15 protein-coding genes and 1 pseudogene are annotated in these 16,386 nt (G+C 58.9%); 7 read left to right on the top strand and 9 right to left on the bottom strand.

The genetic code is table 11. The features are described from left to right. Nucleotides 1-135: 135 nt before the first annotated feature. The 3 genes from ACODSV_RS27225 to ACODSV_RS27215 all read right to left on the bottom strand — a co-directional run bounded on the left by ACODSV_RS27225 (nucleotide 136) and on the right by ACODSV_RS27215 (nucleotide 3,428). The gene (locus tag ACODSV_RS27225) at nucleotides 136-891 is read right to left on the bottom strand and encodes a DeoR/GlpR family transcriptional regulator (RefSeq protein ID WP_010212755.1); all 756 of its coding nucleotides are present in this window, start codon (nucleotides 889-891) and stop codon (nucleotides 136-138) included. 95 nt (nucleotides 892-986) lie between these two features. Beyond that, nucleotides 987-2,492: a glycerol kinase GlpK gene (gene glpK / locus ACODSV_RS27220; protein ID WP_024073706.1), complete on the bottom strand. Its 1,506-nt coding sequence runs from the start codon at nucleotides 2,490-2,492 to the stop codon at nucleotides 987-989. A gap of 81 nt (nucleotides 2,493-2,573) precedes the next feature. Then, nucleotides 2,574-3,428 carry an MIP/aquaporin family protein gene (locus ACODSV_RS27215; RefSeq protein ID WP_024073707.1) on the bottom strand — a complete coding sequence of 285 codons (855 nt, stop codon included), beginning with the start codon at nucleotides 3,426-3,428 and terminating at the stop codon, nucleotides 2,574-2,576. 327 nt (nucleotides 3,429-3,755) lie between these two features. Here ACODSV_RS27215 and ybaK point away from each other — a divergent pair, with 327 nt between their 5' ends. Then, nucleotides 3,756-4,226: a Cys-tRNA(Pro) deacylase gene (ybaK, locus tag ACODSV_RS27210; protein ID WP_024073708.1), complete on the top strand. Its 471-nt coding sequence runs from the start codon at nucleotides 3,756-3,758 to the stop codon at nucleotides 4,224-4,226. 129 nt (nucleotides 4,227-4,355) lie between these two features. On the opposite strand, the gene ACODSV_RS27205 is transcribed toward ybaK, so the two are convergent. Next, complete coding sequence (locus ACODSV_RS27205; RefSeq protein ID WP_069075352.1) at nucleotides 4,356-5,471, bottom strand: ABC transporter ATP-binding protein; 1,116 nt, start codon at nucleotides 5,469-5,471, stop codon at nucleotides 4,356-4,358. Further along, nucleotides 5,468-6,388, bottom strand: coding sequence for an ornithine carbamoyltransferase (gene argF / locus ACODSV_RS27200; protein ID WP_150055824.1), 921 nt, complete (start codon nucleotides 6,386-6,388; stop codon nucleotides 5,468-5,470). Before argF ends, ACODSV_RS27205 begins: the two co-directional genes overlap by 4 nt. Nucleotides 6,389-6,822: 434 nt before the next feature. Between argF and ACODSV_RS27195 the strand changes: the two genes are divergently transcribed. Together ACODSV_RS27195 and grxD are read left to right on the top strand one after the other, a co-directional pair. Beyond that, nucleotides 6,823-8,931 carry a molybdopterin oxidoreductase family protein gene (locus ACODSV_RS27195; protein WP_150055823.1) on the top strand — a complete coding sequence of 703 codons (2,109 nt, stop codon included), beginning with the start codon at nucleotides 6,823-6,825 and terminating at the stop codon, nucleotides 8,929-8,931. Between the two features lie 86 nt (nucleotides 8,932-9,017). Further along, nucleotides 9,018-9,356 carry a Grx4 family monothiol glutaredoxin gene (grxD, locus tag ACODSV_RS27190; RefSeq protein WP_024073712.1) on the top strand — a complete coding sequence of 113 codons (339 nt, stop codon included), beginning with the start codon at nucleotides 9,018-9,020 and terminating at the stop codon, nucleotides 9,354-9,356. Between the two features lie 77 nt (nucleotides 9,357-9,433). Here the strand turns inward: grxD and bfr are convergent, their stop codons facing one another. After that, nucleotides 9,434-9,904 carry a bacterioferritin gene (gene bfr, locus ACODSV_RS27185; protein WP_024073713.1) on the bottom strand — a complete coding sequence of 157 codons (471 nt, stop codon included), beginning with the start codon at nucleotides 9,902-9,904 and terminating at the stop codon, nucleotides 9,434-9,436. 201 nt (nucleotides 9,905-10,105) lie between these two features. Further along, a complete protein-coding gene (locus ACODSV_RS27180) occupies nucleotides 10,106-10,324 on the bottom strand; it encodes a bacterioferritin-associated ferredoxin (protein ID WP_010564137.1) in 219 nt (72 codons plus the stop codon). A 242-nt stretch (nucleotides 10,325-10,566) separates the two neighbouring features. On the opposite strand from ACODSV_RS27180, the gene ACODSV_RS27175 reads away from it, so the two are divergent. Next, nucleotides 10,567-11,169 carry a peroxiredoxin gene (locus tag ACODSV_RS27175; protein WP_024073714.1) on the top strand — a complete coding sequence of 201 codons (603 nt, stop codon included), beginning with the start codon at nucleotides 10,567-10,569 and terminating at the stop codon, nucleotides 11,167-11,169. Between the two features lie 64 nt (nucleotides 11,170-11,233). On the opposite strand, the gene rnt is transcribed toward ACODSV_RS27175, so the two are convergent. Together rnt and pyrC are read right to left on the bottom strand one after the other, a co-directional pair. Continuing rightward, nucleotides 11,234-11,905 carry a ribonuclease T gene (gene rnt, locus ACODSV_RS27170; protein WP_024073715.1) on the bottom strand — a complete coding sequence of 224 codons (672 nt, stop codon included), beginning with the start codon at nucleotides 11,903-11,905 and terminating at the stop codon, nucleotides 11,234-11,236. After that, nucleotides 11,902-12,948: a dihydroorotase gene (gene pyrC / locus ACODSV_RS27165; protein ID WP_150095178.1), complete on the bottom strand. Its 1,047-nt coding sequence runs from the start codon at nucleotides 12,946-12,948 to the stop codon at nucleotides 11,902-11,904. Before pyrC ends, rnt begins: the two co-directional genes overlap by 4 nt. Before the next feature lie 156 nt (nucleotides 12,949-13,104). On the opposite strand from pyrC, the gene ACODSV_RS27160 reads away from it, so the two are divergent. The 3 genes and pseudogenes from ACODSV_RS27160 to ACODSV_RS27150 form a co-directional block, all read left to right on the top strand. Continuing rightward, complete coding sequence (locus ACODSV_RS27160; RefSeq protein ID WP_024073717.1) at nucleotides 13,105-14,013, top strand: flagellar protein MotY; 909 nt, start codon at nucleotides 13,105-13,107, stop codon at nucleotides 14,011-14,013. 129 nt (nucleotides 14,014-14,142) lie between these two features. Continuing rightward, a complete protein-coding gene (locus ACODSV_RS27155; RefSeq protein WP_024073718.1) occupies nucleotides 14,143-15,360 on the top strand; it encodes an argininosuccinate synthase in 1,218 nt (405 codons plus the stop codon). Nucleotides 15,361-15,971: 611 nt separating this feature from the next. Next, nucleotides 15,972-16,334 (top strand): annotated as a pseudogene (locus ACODSV_RS27150) (response regulator); the annotation flags it as partial. Between the last annotated feature and the right edge of the window lie 52 nt (nucleotides 16,335-16,386).

Here is a 16,386-nt window from a genome sequence, read left to right as displayed (position 1 = left end):
CAGGCTTAGGCAATGGCCTGTCAGATAGATCGCCATCGGGGGCAAGTCGAATCGTCGCACCGCCCCTCCCACATTTGAGCGGGTTCACACATCAAAGGTGGGAGGGAGCTTGCCCCGATGGCGTCAATGCAGGCGCTAGACCACTTCCAGGCGAACCTTATGCTGGTTCAACAACTGCACCAGCGCCGGTACGGGCTGCTGGTCGGTCACCAGGCAGTCCACCAGGCTGATCGGCCCCAGGCGAATCATGGCATTGCGCCCGAACTTGCTCGAGTCCGCCGCCAGGATCACCTGGCGTGCATTGGCGATGATCGCCTGTGACACCCGCACTTCCTGGTAATCGAAGTCGAGCAGGCTGCCGTCCTCGTCAATGCCGCTGATACCCACCAGGGCGAAGTCGACTTTGAACTGGTTGATAAAGTCCACGCTGGCCTGGCCCACCACGCCGCCATCACGGCGCACATTACCGCCGGTCAGCAACACATCGAAGTCGTCCTTGGCACTGAGCATGGTGGCGACGTTGAGGTTGTTGGTGATGATTTTCAGGTGATTGTGGTTTAACAGCGCACGTGCGATGGATTCGGTGGTGGTGCCTATGTTGATGAACAGCGACGCGTGATCGGGGATTTGCGCGGCGATGGCTTCGCCGATGCGCTGTTTCTCGTCGCGCATCTGGTCGGCACGCATGGCGTAGGCGGTGTTTTCGACACTGGAGTCATAGGCCGCGCCGCCGTGGTAGCGGCGCAGCAGATTGGCGTCCGCCAGCTGGTTGATATCGCGGCGGATGGTTTGCGGGGTGACAACGAATAGCTGCGCCATTTCCTCGATACTGACGTAGCCGCGTTCGCGGACCAGTTCGAGGATTTGTTGCTGGCGGGGAGGCAGATTCATGGGGCGTCCTTTGGGCTGCCATACAAAAGTGGCCCATGATGACGCAGGAATCTGCTCCCTGCCAGTTACAACCCTATATGGGTCCTGCGCTTGGCTTATTCAGCGCCTTCGTGGGGTTCCCAATCGCGGGTGCGGCTCACTGCTTTTTGCCAGCCGGCGTAGAGTTTCTCTTTGGCGGCTTCTTCAAGCTGAGGTTCGAATTCGCGCTCGATCACCGCCTTGCCACGCAGTTCGTCCAGGCTACCCCAGAACCCGCAAGCCAGGCCCGCCAGGTAGGCCGCGCCCAGTGCAGTGGTTTCGCGCATTTGCGGGCGCTCGACCTGGGTGCCGAGGATGTCGGCTTGGAATTGCATCAGGAAGTTGTTGGCCACTGCGCCGCCATCCACCCGCAGGGATTTGAGGCGTTCGCCGGAATCCTGCTGCATCGCGTCCAGTACGTCGCGTGTCTGGTAGGCAATCGACTCAAGGGCTGCACGAATAATGTGATCCACGCGTACGCCTCGGGTCAGGCCGAACAACGCGCCACGGGCGTAGGGGTCCCAGTAGGGGGCGCCCAGGCCGGTAAACGCGGGTACCAGGTAGACGCCATTGCTGTCCTTGACCTTGCCGGCGAAGTATTCGGTGTCGTGGGCGTCGTTGATGATTTTCAGCTCGTCACGCAGCCACTGCACGGTGGAACCACCGTTGAATACCGCGCCTTCCAGGGCGTAGGCCACTTCGCCACGCGGGCCGCAGGCGATGGTGGTGAGCATGCCGTGCTTGGATTTCACGGCCTTGTCGCCGGTATTCATCAGCAGGAAGCAGCCGGTGCCGTAGGTGTTCTTGGCCTGGCCCGGTTCAACGCACATCTGGCCGAACAGCGCGGCCTGCTGGTCACCGGCGATGCCGCCGATGGCAATGCCGCTCTTGGTGCGGCCGTAGATTTCCGACGACGACTTGACTTCCGGCAGCATCTCGCGCGGCACATCAAGGATTTCCAGCATCTTCGCGTCCCACTCCAGGGTGTGGATGTTGAAGAGCATGGTGCGCGAGGCGTTGGTGTAGTCGGTGACGTGGGTCTTGCCGCCGGTAAATTTCCAGATCAACCAGCTGTCGACGGTACCGAACAGCAGTTCGCCGTTGCGCGCACGTTCGCGGCTGCCTTCGACATTGTCGAGGATCCACTTGAGCTTGGTGCCGGAGAAGTACGGGTCGGTGACCAGGCCGGTGGTGTCGCTGATGTATTGCTCGTGGCCGTCACGCTTGAGCTGCTGGCAGATTTCGGTGCTGCGGCGGCACTGCCAGACGATGGCGTTGTAGATCGGGCGACCGGTGACCTTGTCCCAGACCACGGTGGTTTCACGCTGGTTGGTGATACCGATAGCGGCAACCTGGTCATGGTGCAGGCCAGCCTGGGCCAGGGCCTCGACCATTACCGCGCTCTGGGTGGCGAAGATTTCCATCGGGTCATGTTCGACCCAGCCCGCCTGCGGGTAATGCTGGACGAATTCACGCTGGGCGGTGCAGACCACGTTGGCGTCACGATCAAAGATGATCGCCCGCGAACTGGTGGTGCCCTGATCAAGGGCAATGATGTAGTTCTTATTCTGAATGTCGGTCATGTCGATTGCCTTGGACGAGAAATAAGGGAGTGGGAAACGGCCTGGATCACTAAACGGGCAGTAGGGCCCAGGCGGTTGCTATCAGGAAATACGCGTTTCGCCGTTGACGGCGGCTTCTTTGGCCTCCGCTGCGGCAGGTGCGGCGCTTGGCAGATGGCGGGCAATCAGCCCGCGATAAGCCGCGGCACCGAGGCAAGCACCGACAATCGGCGCGAAAATCGGAACCAGGAAGTAGGGAATGTCGCGTCCGCCAGTAAAGGCCATTTCACCCCAGCCGGCGAAAAAGGTCATCAGCTTGGGCCCGAAATCCCGCGCAGGGTTCATCGCAAAACCGGTCAATGGGCCCATGGCGCTGCCGATGACTGCGATCAGCAAGCCAATCAGCAGCGGAGCAAGGGGGCCGCGTGGCAAGCCGTTGTTATCGTCGGTCAGGGCCATGATCACGCCCATCAGGATGGCGGTGATGACCATTTCCACCAGGAACGCTTGAGCTGTGCTCAGCAGCGCATGGGGGTAGGTCGAAAACACCGAGGCTAATTCCAGGCTGGCCTGGGTCCCACGAACCAAATGGTGGGTTTGTTCGTAATCGAAAAACAGATTGCTATAGAGCGTGTACACCAGCGCCGCGGAGCAGAAGGCACCGGCGACCTGGGCGAGGATATAGAAGGGCAGTTTACGCTTGTCGAAATCGGCGAAAAGACACAGGGCGATACTCACCGCCGGATTGAGGTGAGCCCCGGAGATACCGGCGCTCAGGTAGATCGCCATGCTGACGCCGATCCCCCAGATGATACTGATTTCCCACAAACCAAAGCTGGCACCCGCGACTTTGAGGGCAGCGACACATCCTGTACCGAAGAAGATCAGAAGCGCAGTCCCCAGGAATTCGGCCATGCATTGGCTCGAAAGTGAAGGCTGTTGAAGTGCAGTTGTCATGGAAAACCTCAATTTGTTGTTCTTGTCAGGCGTCGGGCCTCAACGGGCCTTGCGCGATTTTCACCGTGTCGAGGATCCCCATCCTCGGCGAGGCTTACTGCTCGAATGCTGCAGCTGTATTCCTACAGTATTCGGAAACGAAAAAATATAGACAAGAATGACGCCTGTCAAAGGTCGAAAGTGAACTATTAGTCATTTTCCAACTATAGGTTTGATGAATGATCACGCTCGTCACCGCAAGTGTTGACGGGAGTCAGGGGCGTACTAGAGCGTTTTGTGTGGGCTTGGCCTAGAATCTGTCCTCTGTTTGCCACGCCTGGAGCATGCATGACCCCTGCACTGGATTTGTTGAAAAAAGTTCGCGCCGAACATCGCATCCACAGTTATGAACACGATCCCAAAGCGTCGTCGTATGGTCTGGAGGCCGCGGAAAAGTTGGGTCTTGACCCGGCTCAGGTGTTCAAGACCCTGTTGGCGAGCAGCGAAAAAGGCGAGTTATTGGTGGCGGTGGTGCCGGTCGTCGGAAGTCTGGATTTAAAAGCCTTGGCCCATGCGGCCGGGGTGAAAAAAGTCGAGATGGCTGACCCGGCGGCGGCGCAACGGTCGACGGGCTACCTATTGGGCGGTATCAGCCCGCTGGGGCAGAAAAAGCGCTTGCGCACGTTTATCGATACGACGGCGCAGCCGTTCGCGACGATTTTTGTCAGTGCGGGGAGACGGGGGCTGGAAGTGGAGTTGTCCGCCGCAGTGCTGGCGGAACATACCCAGGCCAAATTCGCGCCGATTGGCAGGGCCTGAAGTCGATTGCGACGTGAATGAAATTCAATGTGGGAGGGTGCTCTCGATGGCGGTGTGGCAGTCAGCTTGTCTATAGCTGACCCACTGCTATCGGGAGAAAACCCCCTCCCACATTTCGACCCGGTTTCTTCAAATACTGCTGGCCGGGCTGTAGCGCCGTACGCCTGACTCGGACCGTGGTACCTGCGCCGCGACGCTGCCGCAGGCCTGGAACAGCACCAGGTGTTCAGCCGCGACGCGAATCCCGACATCCGCACCGACCTGATGGTCGGCATGGCTGGGAAAGATCGATTCCAGTTGTGCGCCGGTCGGCAGTTGCAAGCGGTACAAGGTCGATGCGCCGAGGAAGGTCTTGCCGACAATTCGCGCTTTCAAAGCGCTGTCCGGCGCGTAGACGATGTCGTCCGGGCGCAGCAACACGTCCACGGCGCCGCCGGTCGGCCAGGAGTAGGCACGGTTGCCGCGCAGTTCGCCCAGCTCGGTATTGACGGATTCCGGGGTGCTTAGCTGGCCACGAATGAAATAACCCTGGCCAATGAAGCTGGCGACATAGGGCGTCAGAGGTTCGTGATAGAGGTTGTAGGGCGTATCCCACTGCTCCAGGCGGCCTTCCTTGAATACGCCGACATGGTCGCTCACGGCGAAAGCTTCTTCCTGGTCATGGGTTACCAGGATCGCACTGGTGCCGCGGGCTTTGAGGATGTCGCGCACCTCGTGGCTTAGCTTGCGCCGCAGTTCGCCATCAAGGTTGGAGAACGGCTCATCCAGCAGCAGCAGTTGGGGCTCCGGCGCCAAGGCACGGGCGAGGGCTACACGTTGCTGCTGCCCTCCGGAAAGCTCGTGGGGGAAGCGCTTGCCCAGGTTCTTCAGATTGACCAGCTCCAGCAGCTCGGCGACCACGCGGTCTTTCTGCGGGTGCTTGCGAATGCCGAAGGCGATGTTGTCGGCCACGCAGAGGTGAGGGAACAGCGCGTAGTCCTGGAAGACCATGCCAATGCGACGTTTCTCTGGGGCAAGGGTGAAGCCGGCGCTGGAGATGACTTCGCCTGCCAGGCTGATTTCACCGTCGTGCACCGGTTCGAACCCGGCAATCGCGCGCAGGGTGGTGGTCTTGCCGCACCCCGAGGAACCCAGCAGGCAGCCGATGTCGCCGGCATTCAGGTGCAGGTTGAGATTCTGCACCACCCTTTGGTCTTGATAGCCGCATGCCAGATTGCGCAGGTTCAGCAGTAAGGACTGGCTCATGCGTGGTGGTACGCCGGCTCGACCAGGAACTCAAGCAGGGCCTTTTGCGCGTGCAGGCGGTTTTCAGCCTGGTCCCAGGCGACCGAACGTTGATCGTCAAGCAGATCGAGGCTGATTTCTTCGCCACGGTGGGCGGGCAGGCAGTGCATGAACAGCACATCCGGCGCGGCCAGGTCGAGCAGGGCGCGGGTTACCTGGAATGGCGCAAACAGCGCCAGGCGCTTGGCGGTTTCGTCTTCCTGGCCCATGGAGGTCCAGACGTCGGTGCTGACCAGATGCGCACCGATCACCGCCTCGCGCGGGTCGCGCACAACGGTGACGCGGTCACCCGCCTGTGCCAGGAAGCGGGCGTTAGGCTCGTAGCCTTCCGGGCAGGCGATACGCAGTTGGAAATCGAACTGGATCGCCGCTTCTATATAGCTGTTGCACATATTGTTGCCGTCGCCGATCCAGGCCACGGTCTTGCCCTGGATCGAGCCACGGTGTTCGAGAAAGGTCTGCATGTCAGCCAGTAACTGGCAGGGGTGCAAGTCATCGGACAGGCCGTTGATCACCGGGACGCGTGAGTTGGCGGCAAATTCAGTCAGGGTGCTGTGGGCAAAGGTACGGATCATCACCGCATCGAGCATGCGCGACATGACGATCGCGCAATCGCTGATCGGCTCGCCACGGCCCAGTTGGGTGTCGCGCGGCGACAGGAAGATTGCCTGGCCACCCAGCTGGATCATGCCGGCTTCGAAGGACAGGCGGGTGCGAGTCGACGACTTCTCGAAAATCATCCCGAGCACGCGGTTTTTCAAAGGCTCGAACAGTACGCCGCGGTTACGCAGGTCTTTAAGCTCAATGCCTCGACGGATCACGCTGACCAGCTCTTCGGGCGTGCAATCCATCAGGGAGAGAAAGTGCCTTGCGCTCATCATTAACTACCTTTTTGCAACAGACCGCAGATACTCAAAGCCTTGTTTATTGTGACAACGGGCGAGACCTGCGGCGAAAGCCGCACGGGGCGACGAAATAGGGGAAGGCGCGATCTTATAATTAAATGTCGCGTCTTACCAATAGGGCTACGGTTTTTAGGGGTGTTCAAGAAGGGCGCGAGAGCGCTTTTGAAGACGATTTCCTGACAGCAGCGGGTCATTTGTACACTGGCGTTACGACCTTTTGCAATCTGCGAGGCCGGGCCCAGGCCAGGCTGCGTCGCTTTCAGGGGCTGCGCAGGCGTTTTCTGAAACATTTGCTCACGCTTAGCCATGGCTTAGCCTGATGCTCGTCGATTCACAGGACGAACGTTGCTGGCGCCTCTGGCGGTCGCGGCCCATAGTTGGGCCAAAGCCCAATAAAGAGACTGGCCATGACCAAGACTCTCCATCACCGTGCCTGCCATCTGTGCGAAGCCATTTGTGGCTTGACCCTGGAAACCACCCGCGCCGACGACGGTAGCCTGGCAATTACCTCGATCAAGGGGGACCTGCAGGACACGTTCAGTCGCGGCCATATCTGCCCCAAGGCCGTGGCATTGCAGGATATCCAGAATGACCCGGACCGCCTGCACCAGCCTATGTTGCGGGTGGGCAGCGAATGGCAGCCGATCCCCTGGGAAGACGCCTTTGCCCTGGTCGCCGAGCGACTGGCGGGGATCCAGGCGCGGCATGGGCAGAATGCCGTGGCGGTGTATCAGGGCAACCCCAGCGTGCACAACTATGGGCTGATGACTCACAGTAACTACTTTCTCGGCCTGTTGAAGACGCGCAATCGGTTTTCCGCAACCTCGGTGGACCAATTACCCCATCACCTCACCAGTCACCTGATGTACGGCCATGGCCTGTTGCTGCCGATCCCGGACATCGACCACACCGACTTCATGCTGATCCTCGGCGGCAACCCCCTGGCGTCCAACGGCAGCATCATGACCGTGCCTGATGTGGAGAAGCGTCTCAAGGCCATCCAGGCCCGGGGGGGCAAAGTGGTGGTGGTCGATCCGCGGCGCAGCGAGACGGCGGCGATGGCCGACCAGCACATTTTCGTGCGGCCTGGCGGGGATGCGGCGCTATTGTTTGGCTTGCTCAACACGCTGTTTGCCGAGGACCTGACCCGCGACAGCCATCTGCCGGTTGAGGGCCTGGAAGAAGTACGCCGCGCTATCGCCGGATTTACCCCAGAGGCCATGAGCCGTCAGTGTGCGGTGCCTGCCGAGCAGATTCGCCAGTTGGCGCGGGACTTCGCCGCGGCGGACAAGGCCGTGTGTTACGGACGGATGGGGGTTTCGACCCAGGCGTTCGGCACGCTGTGCCATTGGCTGGTGCAATTGATCAACCTGGTGACTGGCAACCTCGACCGCGAGGGTGGCGCGCTCTGCACCAGCCCTGCAGTGGATCTGGTGGCCTCCACCGGCGGTGGGCATTTCAACCGCTGGCAGAGCCGGGTTTCCGGGCGCCCGGAGTACGGCGGCGAGTTGCCCGTGTCGGCACTGGCTGAGGAAATGCTCACCGAAGGCGAAGGACAGATCCGCGCCCTGGTGACAGTGGCCGGTAACCCGGTGCTCTCGACACCCAATGGGCGTCAGTTGGAACAGGCTCTGGACGGGCTCGAGTTCATGGTCAGTGTCGACCTCTATATCAACGAAACCACGCGATACGCCGACCTGATCCTGCCGTCCACCTCGGCGCTGGAAAACGACCATTACGACACCACGTTCAATATGTTCGCCGTACGCAATGTCACCCGTTTCAATCGCGCGATCCTGCCCAAGCCTGAGGGCGCGCTGCATGACTGGGAAATCTTTGTCGGGTTGGCCAAGGCTTTTGCGGCGCGGACCGGTGTGGCACTCAAGCCGACCCTGCCGCCGGCGCAGATGATCGATTTCGGGCTGCGCGCGGGCGCCTACGGTGATGCGTCCGCTCACAAATTGTCGGTGGCAATGCTGGCGGACCATCCCCATGGCGTGGACCTGGGGCCGCTCAAGCCCAATCTTGCCGAGCGACTGAAAACGGCCAACGGCCGGGTGCAGGCGGCCCCTGCGGTGATCCTGGCAGACTTGGCGCGTTTTGCGGCGCAGCCGGTACCCGTGGACGACGAACTGCTGCTGATCGGCCGCCGCCATGTGCGCAGCAACAATTCCTGGATGCATAACTATCATCGGCTGGTGAAGGGCAAGCCGCGCCATCAGTTGCTGATGCACCCTGATGACCTGGCCAGCCGTCGGTTGAGTGATGGGCAGCGGGTGAGGGTCAGTTCGCGTATCGGCATGATTGAGGTGGAGGTCGTGGCCAGTTTGGACATGATGCCTGGCGTCGTCAGCTTGCCCCATGGTTGGGGGCATGGGCGTCCGGGGGTGCAGATGGCTATCGCCAGCACTCAGCCTGGGGCCAGTGCCAACGACCTGACCGACGAGCGGCAGTTGGATGAGCTGTCGGGGAACGCGGCGCTCAATGGCGTGCCTGTACAGGTCGCGGCCGCATAAGGTGCCCGAGCACCGCGCTGGAATTTTGCGTTACAATGCGCCACCGTGCCGACCTGTGAGTCGCAAAGTTCCAGCCGAGGTGTTCCATGGATATCATCGAAACGATCAAAGAGCAGATTGCCAACAACACCATTCTGCTTTACATGAAGGGCGCCCCAAACGCTCCGCAGTGCGGTTTCTCCGCGAAGGCGTCCCAGGCCGTGATGCAGTGTGGCGAGAAGTTCGCCTACGTGGATATCCTGCAAAACCCGGAAATTCGCGCCAACCTGCCTAAGTACGCCAACTGGCCGACATTCCCACAGCTGTGGGTTGACGGTGAACTGGTCGGCGGCAGCGATATCATCACTGAAATGGCCGCTGACGGTTCGTTGCAGACGCTGATCAAAGACGCAGCGGCAAAAGCGGCAGCCAAGACTGAAGCTTGATGCTGGTGTAAAAGCGCGTAATAAAAAGCCCCGCTTCTCCTGAGAGAGCGGGGCTTTTTTGTACCTGTCGCTAAGGGTTATTCACCCATCTGCGATTGCAGGTAGTTCTCCAGGCTGACCTTGTCGATCAGGCCCAGTTGGGTTTCCAGCCAGTCGATATGTTCTTCCTGGTCTTCCAGGATATCTTCCAGCAGTTCACGGCTGCCGAAGTCGCCTTTGGTTTCGCAGTGGGCAATGGCGGCCTTGAGGTCGCTGTGGCTCTTGCGCTCGAAGCCCAGGTCGCTGTTGATCATTTCCTGGGTGTGTTCGCCGATGTTCAGCTTGCCCAGGTCCTGCACGTTGGGCAGGCCTTCCAGGAACAGGATGCGCTTGATCAGCGCGTCGGCGTCCTTCATGGCCTTGATCGATTCTTTGTATTCGCGTTTGCCCAGCTTTTCGAGGCCCCAATCGTCATACATGCGTGCATGCAGGAAGTACTGATTGATCGCGACCAGTTCATTGCCAAGGATTTTATTGAGTTGCTGGATGACTGAGATGTCGCCTTTCATGACTGGGGTCCTGCCCTGTAATAGCTGTATATAGGGTGGAGTTTGAGTGTCGAAACCCCTACTGTCAAACCTAAGTTATTGAATAATAAATGAAAATTAATAGGAATAAGAATGTTTGTGTTCCGCGTCTTGACGCTAACTAATTGAAATACGGGCATAAAAAAACCGGACACTCTGTCCGGTTCTTTAAAACACGCTTATTTAAGCGTGTGTAAATTCTGCTGAGTAGGGGAGCGCGGCCTGGGCTGTTTGCAGCTGCGTCAGGGTTTCCCGTACCACTTGCTTGGCGAGGCAGGCGCATTTGCCGCATTGGCTGGCAACGCCGGTGGTTTCACGCACTTCTTTGTAGCTGCAGCAACCTTCATAGATTGCTTCGCGGATTTGTCCGTCGGTGACGCCAGTGCAGAGGCAGACATACATAAGGGAGAACCGTCGCGGGTTGAGGCTTAAGTGCGATGGATCTTAATGTTAACGAGAATGATTGTCAAAGTAGAATCGTAGGTCTTTAGGCTAAACGCCCGCGCGCTGACGAACGGTTTTTTCAGTGTATGATGTTCGGTCTTCACGAAGCGTGACTGCGTCACAGGTCTGTCGCTTAGGTGCGACAGACTCGAGGCCGGTCCTTTTACTTCAATCGTCACCCCTACATCAGGAGATAACCCATGAGCGTACTCGTCGGTAAACAAGCCCCGGATTTCGACGTCCCAGCCGTCCTCGGCAATGGCGAAATCGTTGACAGCTTCAAATTGTCTGAAGCCATCAAAGGCAAATACGGCCTGGTGTTTTTCTACCCGCTGGACTTCACCTTTGTCTGCCCTTCGGAACTGATCGCCCTGGATCACCGCATGGCCGATTTCAAGGCGCGCAATGTTGAAGTGGTCGCCGTTTCCATCGACTCCCATTTCACCCACAACGCCTGGCGTAACACTGCCATCAATGATGGCGGCATCGGCAAAGTCCAATACACCATGGCTGCCGACATGAAGCACGACATCGCCAAGGCCTACGACGTTGAGTCCGAAGGCGGCGTGGCTTTCCGTGGCGCGTTCCTGATCGATGACAAGGGCGTTGTGCGCTCGCAGATCATCAACGACCTGCCGCTGGGCCGTAACATGGAAGAGCTGATCCGTCTGGTCGACGCCCTGCAATTCCACGAAGAACACGGCGAAGTCTGCCCTGCCAACTGGAAAAAAGGCGATAAGGGCATGAACGCTTCGCCTGAAGGTGTTGCGGCTTACCTGACCGAGAACGCTGGCAAGCTGTAAGCCAGATTCCGGGTAAAAAAAACCGGCCTGAGAGGGCCGGTTTTTTTATGCGCGGGCGATGAACTCAGTCGCTGAAGTCTTCCCAGCCACCCATCTGTTTCCAACGGTTGACGATACCGCAGAACAGTTCGGCGGTCTTTTCAGTGTCGTAGCGGGCCGAATGGGCTTCGCGTCCGTCAAAGTCGATACCGGCCGCCTGGCAGGCTTTGGCCAAGACGGTCTGGCCATAGGCCAGGCCGGCCAGGGTCGCCGTGTCAAAGCTGGAGAACGGGTGGAACGGGTTGCGCTTCATGTCCAGGCGCGCCACTGCGGCGTTGAGGAAGCCCAGGTCGAAGCTGCTGTTGTGACCCACCAGGATCGCGCGTTTGCAGCCATTGGCCTTCAATGCCTTGCGCACGCCACGAAAGATATCGGTCAGCGCCGCTTCTTCACTGACTGCCATGCGCAACGGGTGATCAAGCTTGATCCCGGTGAACTCCAGGGCCGCGGCTTCGATATTGGCGCCTTCGAACGGTTCAACCCGGAAGAAGTGCGTGTGTTCCGGGAACACGAAGCCCTGTTCATCCATGCCAATGGTGGTGGCCGCGATTTCCAGCAGGGCATCGGTGGCGCAGTTGAAGCCCCCGGTTTCTACGTCGATGACAACCGGCAGATAGCCGCGAAACCGCTCGGCCATCGGGTGACGGGAGCCGCCCCCGCTATGCTCGTGTTCGTCGTCGTAATGGTCTTCACTCACTTGCTTTCCTCCAGCAGGCGCCAGCGCAGTGTTTCACCGGCGCGCAGCGGGATAACAGTCAGCTCGCCAAACGGCAGGCTGGCAGGGGCGGTCCAGTCTTCACGGACCAGGGTAATGCGATCGGTATTCGCCGGCAGGCCATAGAAACGTGGACCGTTGAGGCTGGCGAAGCCTTCGAGCTTGTCCAGGGCATTGCGCTGTTCGAACGCTTCGGCATACAACTCGATGGCGGCATACGCGGTGTAGCACCCGGCACAACCGCATGCGGCTTCCTTGGCGTGCTGGGCATGGGGAGCCGAGTCGGTACCGAGGAAGAACTTCGGGTTGCCGCTGGTGGCGGCGTCCAGCAAGGCCACCTGATGGGTATTGCGCTTGAGAATCGGCAGGCAATAGAAGTGCGGCCGAATCCCGCCCACCAGCATGTGGTTGCGGTTGTAGAGCAGGTGATGCGCAGTGATGGTCGCGCCCACGTTGGCCGAGGCCTCGGTGACGAACTGCACGGCATCCGCCGTGGTGATGTGTTCGAACACCACCTTGAGCGTGGGGAACAGCTCGACCACGCGGCGCATGTGCTCGTCGATGAAGAGCTTCTCGCGATCGAACACGTCGACGTCGCCACGGGTGACTTCACCGTGGATCAACAGCGGCATGCCAACTTCAGCCATGGCTTCGATGGCGGGCAGGATCTTATCGATGCTGGTCACGCCTGAATCGGAGTTGGTGGTTGCGCCCGCCGGGTACAGCTTGGCGGCGTGCACGAAACCGCAGGCCTTGGCCTCACGAATTTCTTCGGGCTGGGTGCGGTCGGTCAGGTAGAGCACCATCAGCGGTTCGAAGCGGCTGCCGGCCGGCCGCGCAGCGAGGATGCGCTGGCGATAGGCGTCGGCTTGCTCGGCATTGCGCACCGGAGGTACCAGGTTAGGCATGATGATGGCGCGGCCAAACGTACGCGCTACATCGGCCACGGTTTGGGGCAACGCAGCACCATCGCGAAGATGAATATGCCAGTCGTCGGGACGCAGCAGGGTCAGGCGGTCGGACATTGGGGATTCCAGGCGGGTCAATCTGGTGGGAATGCTACCGGAAAAGACTCTTGCAGGCACTCGCTATCAAGTTTTGCAGGATGCGACCGATATCCCTGGGTATGCCTTAACGATGTATGACGCTTTGAAGTGTTGTAGAAACCAGTGGAGCCTCCCGTGCGCCAGCATTATCTAGCCCTGCTCAGTGTGTTCGCCAGCCTGCCTGCGATGGCCCTCACGTTCCAGACACGTCTGGAAAATATTGAGTGGAAGGTGGAAGGCGACCAATTCGAGTGCCGCCTGACCCAGCCGATCACCGATTTCGGCTCGGGTGAGTTCGTGCGCCGGGCCGGCGAGCAGGCCACGTTCCGTTTGAAAGCCTACAGCGGCGCGTTGGGCGCGGGCTCGGCCACGTTGCTGGCGGCCGCTGCGCCCTGGCAACCGGGCCGGGGCGATATCAACCTCGGCGCCGTGCACGCGGGCAGTGGCGATGTTCTGTTCAACAGTTCCCAGGCCCAGGCCGGGCGCCTGTTCACCGGTTTGCTCGAGGGGCGCAGCCCGACCGTGCGGCATTACGCCCGCGAGGGCGGCTATTCGGAAATTCGCCTGTTACCGGTGAAATTCAACAAGGCCTATAACGACTATCAACTGTGCACCGCCAAGCTGTTACCGATGAATTACGATCAGGTCAAACAGACCGAAATCGGCTTCCCCGGTGGAGGCATCGAACTGGATGCTGCGGCCAAGCGCAAGCTGGCGGTGATTCTCGCGTTCATGAAAGCCGACCCGACGGTGAACCATATCGAGTTGAACGGCCACTCCGACAACAGCGGCAATCGCCTGACCAACCGCGATGTGTCGCGCCGGCGTGCCCTGGCGGTGATGGACTACTTCAAGGCCAATGGTATCCAGGAGTCGCAGATCACGATGCGCTTCCATGGCGAAAGCTACCCCCTGGCGCCTAATACCAACGCCGCCAACCGCGCCCGTAACCGCCGCGTGAACATTCAGCTCGAGCGCGTTGCCGTTCCGGACAAAACGGCGCCCCAGGCCAAGGCCCCCAGCAACCCTGCTGCCACGTCATAAGGTGCGACCATCGGTCGCTCGGTCGACATAATCTGTCGCTTTATCTTCATTTGCTGTCGCGCCCCTGTAAATTCACGGTTTTGGTCGGTAGAATCGACGCCTTTCCGTAAAACCCCGTGGAGTGATGGCATGGCCGACGTAAACAAGGTCGTTCTCGCGTATTCCGGCGGCCTGGACACTTCGGTGATCCTCAAGTGGCTGCAGGATACTTATAACTGTGAAGTGGTGACCTTCACCGCTGACCTGGGTCAGGGCGAAGAGGTCGAACCTGCACGTGCCAAGGCGCAAGCCATGGGCGTGAAAGAGATCTACATTGACGACCTGCGCGAAGAGTTCGTCCGCGATTTCGTTTTCCCGATGTTTCGCGCCAACACCGTCTACGAAGGTGAGTACCTGCTGGGTACTTCCATCGCACGCCCGCTGATCGCCAAGCGCTTGATCGAAATCGCCAACGAAACCGGCGCTGACGCCATTTCCCATGGTGCCACCGGCAAGGGCAACGACCAGGTACGCTTCGAATTGGGCGCCTACGCGCTGAAGCCTGGTGTGAAAGTGATTGCTCCTTGGCGTGAGTGGGACCTGCTGTCCCGTGAAAAGCTGATGGATTACGCTGAAAAGCACGCGATCCCGATCGAGCGTCATGGCAAGAAGAAATCCCCGTACTCGATGGATGCCAACCTGCTGCACATCTCCTATGAAGGCGGCGTGCTGGAAGACACCTGGACCGAGCACGAAGAAGACATGTGGAAATGGACCGTCTCCCCGGAGAACGCTCCCGACAAGCCGCAATACCTGGAACTGACCTACCGCAACGGCGATATCGTCGCGCTGGACGGTGTCGAAATGACCCCGGCCACCGTGCTGGCGACCTTGAACCGTATCGGTGGCGCGCACGGTATCGGCCGTCTCGACATCGTCGAGAACCGCTACGTGGGCATGAAGTCCCGTGGCTGCTATGAAACCCCGGGTGGCACCATCATGCTGCGCGCTCACCGCGCCATCGAATCCATCACCCTGGATCGCGAAGTGGCTCACCTCAAAGACGAGCTGATGCCCAAGTACGCCAGCCTGATCTACACCGGCTACTGGTGGAGCCCTGAGCGCCTGATGCTGCAACAGATGATCGATGCTTCCCAGGTCCACGTGAACGGCGTTGTACGTCTGAAGCTGTACAAGGGTAATGTGATCGTTACTGGTCGTAAGTCGGATGAATCGCTGTTCGACGCCAATATCGCCACCTTCGAAGAAGATGGCGGCGCCTACAACCAGGCGGACGCGGCAGGCTTCATCAAGTTGAACGCACTGCGCATGCGCATTGCGGCCAACAAGGGTCGCAAGTTGTTCTGAGTCTTTAAGATGGTGTGAAAGATGGCCCCTTTTTCAAGGGGCCATTTTTTTTGCCTTGAAAAAGGTGGGAGCCCCATATGTTTAAGCAGTGTTTAATGCGGAATTTTAAGCGCTTAAAAAGTTGAGTTTGCGGGCGTAGCTGTTTTTAAAGGTATGAATGAATTATTTACACCTGATCAGGAACTATGTCTTACAGAAAATTCACTCACAAAAGTGCGGGGCAGTTGTAAGACGCAGAAAGTTCTGTAGGAAAATTAGGGTGTAAGTAGATATGTTAAATGGAACTGAAAGAGTCAGGCTTTTTTTGCCAGCTCGTACGCGTGAAGGCGACAAAAAAGGGGCGTTTCCTGAAACTCCTGTGCGCCACGTTTACCTTCACCCCCTTATGTATTGGATATTTCACTCAAAATATGTGTGCCCCCGGAAAGGTCTGAAAGGCTCCATAAAACTCGATACATCCGCGTTGGTGATTTTTTGTAGGTTAATTCCTATCTGGTTGTGGGTTGGGTCTCTGCTTGCTGTTGCTCAGGGGGGAATGCTATGCCAACTAGGAAACGACTAGGCTATTGTGCTTGCTCTGAATAATTCGAACAGCGAAATTGGACTTTCTCATGAATAAAGTGCTGATCGTGGATGATCATCCCGTCATTCGTCTTGCTGTGCGTATGCTAATGGAACGCCATGGTTATGAGGTCGTTGCCGAGACCGATAACGGTGTCGATGCGTTGCAACTTGCGCGGGAGCATATGCCGGACATTGTCATACTGGATATTGGAATTCCCAAACTGGATGGTCTGGAAGTTATCTGTCGACTGTCCTCCACCAAACAGGCCACGCCGTTCAAGGTGCTGGTGCTGACATCGCAGGCACCCGGGCATTTCTCCATGCGTTGCATGCAGGCAGGGGCGGCCGGCTACGTGTGCAAGCAGCAGGACCTGACCGAGTTGCTGAGTGCTATCAAGGCGGTGCTCTCGTAAGCGCTCCATAAACCCCACCTTCAAATGACCCAAGTACGACCTGATGCTG

Source organism: Pseudomonas sp. FG86 (genome assembly GCF_057808775.1).
This window is presented reverse-complemented; position numbering and strand designations above follow the sequence as displayed.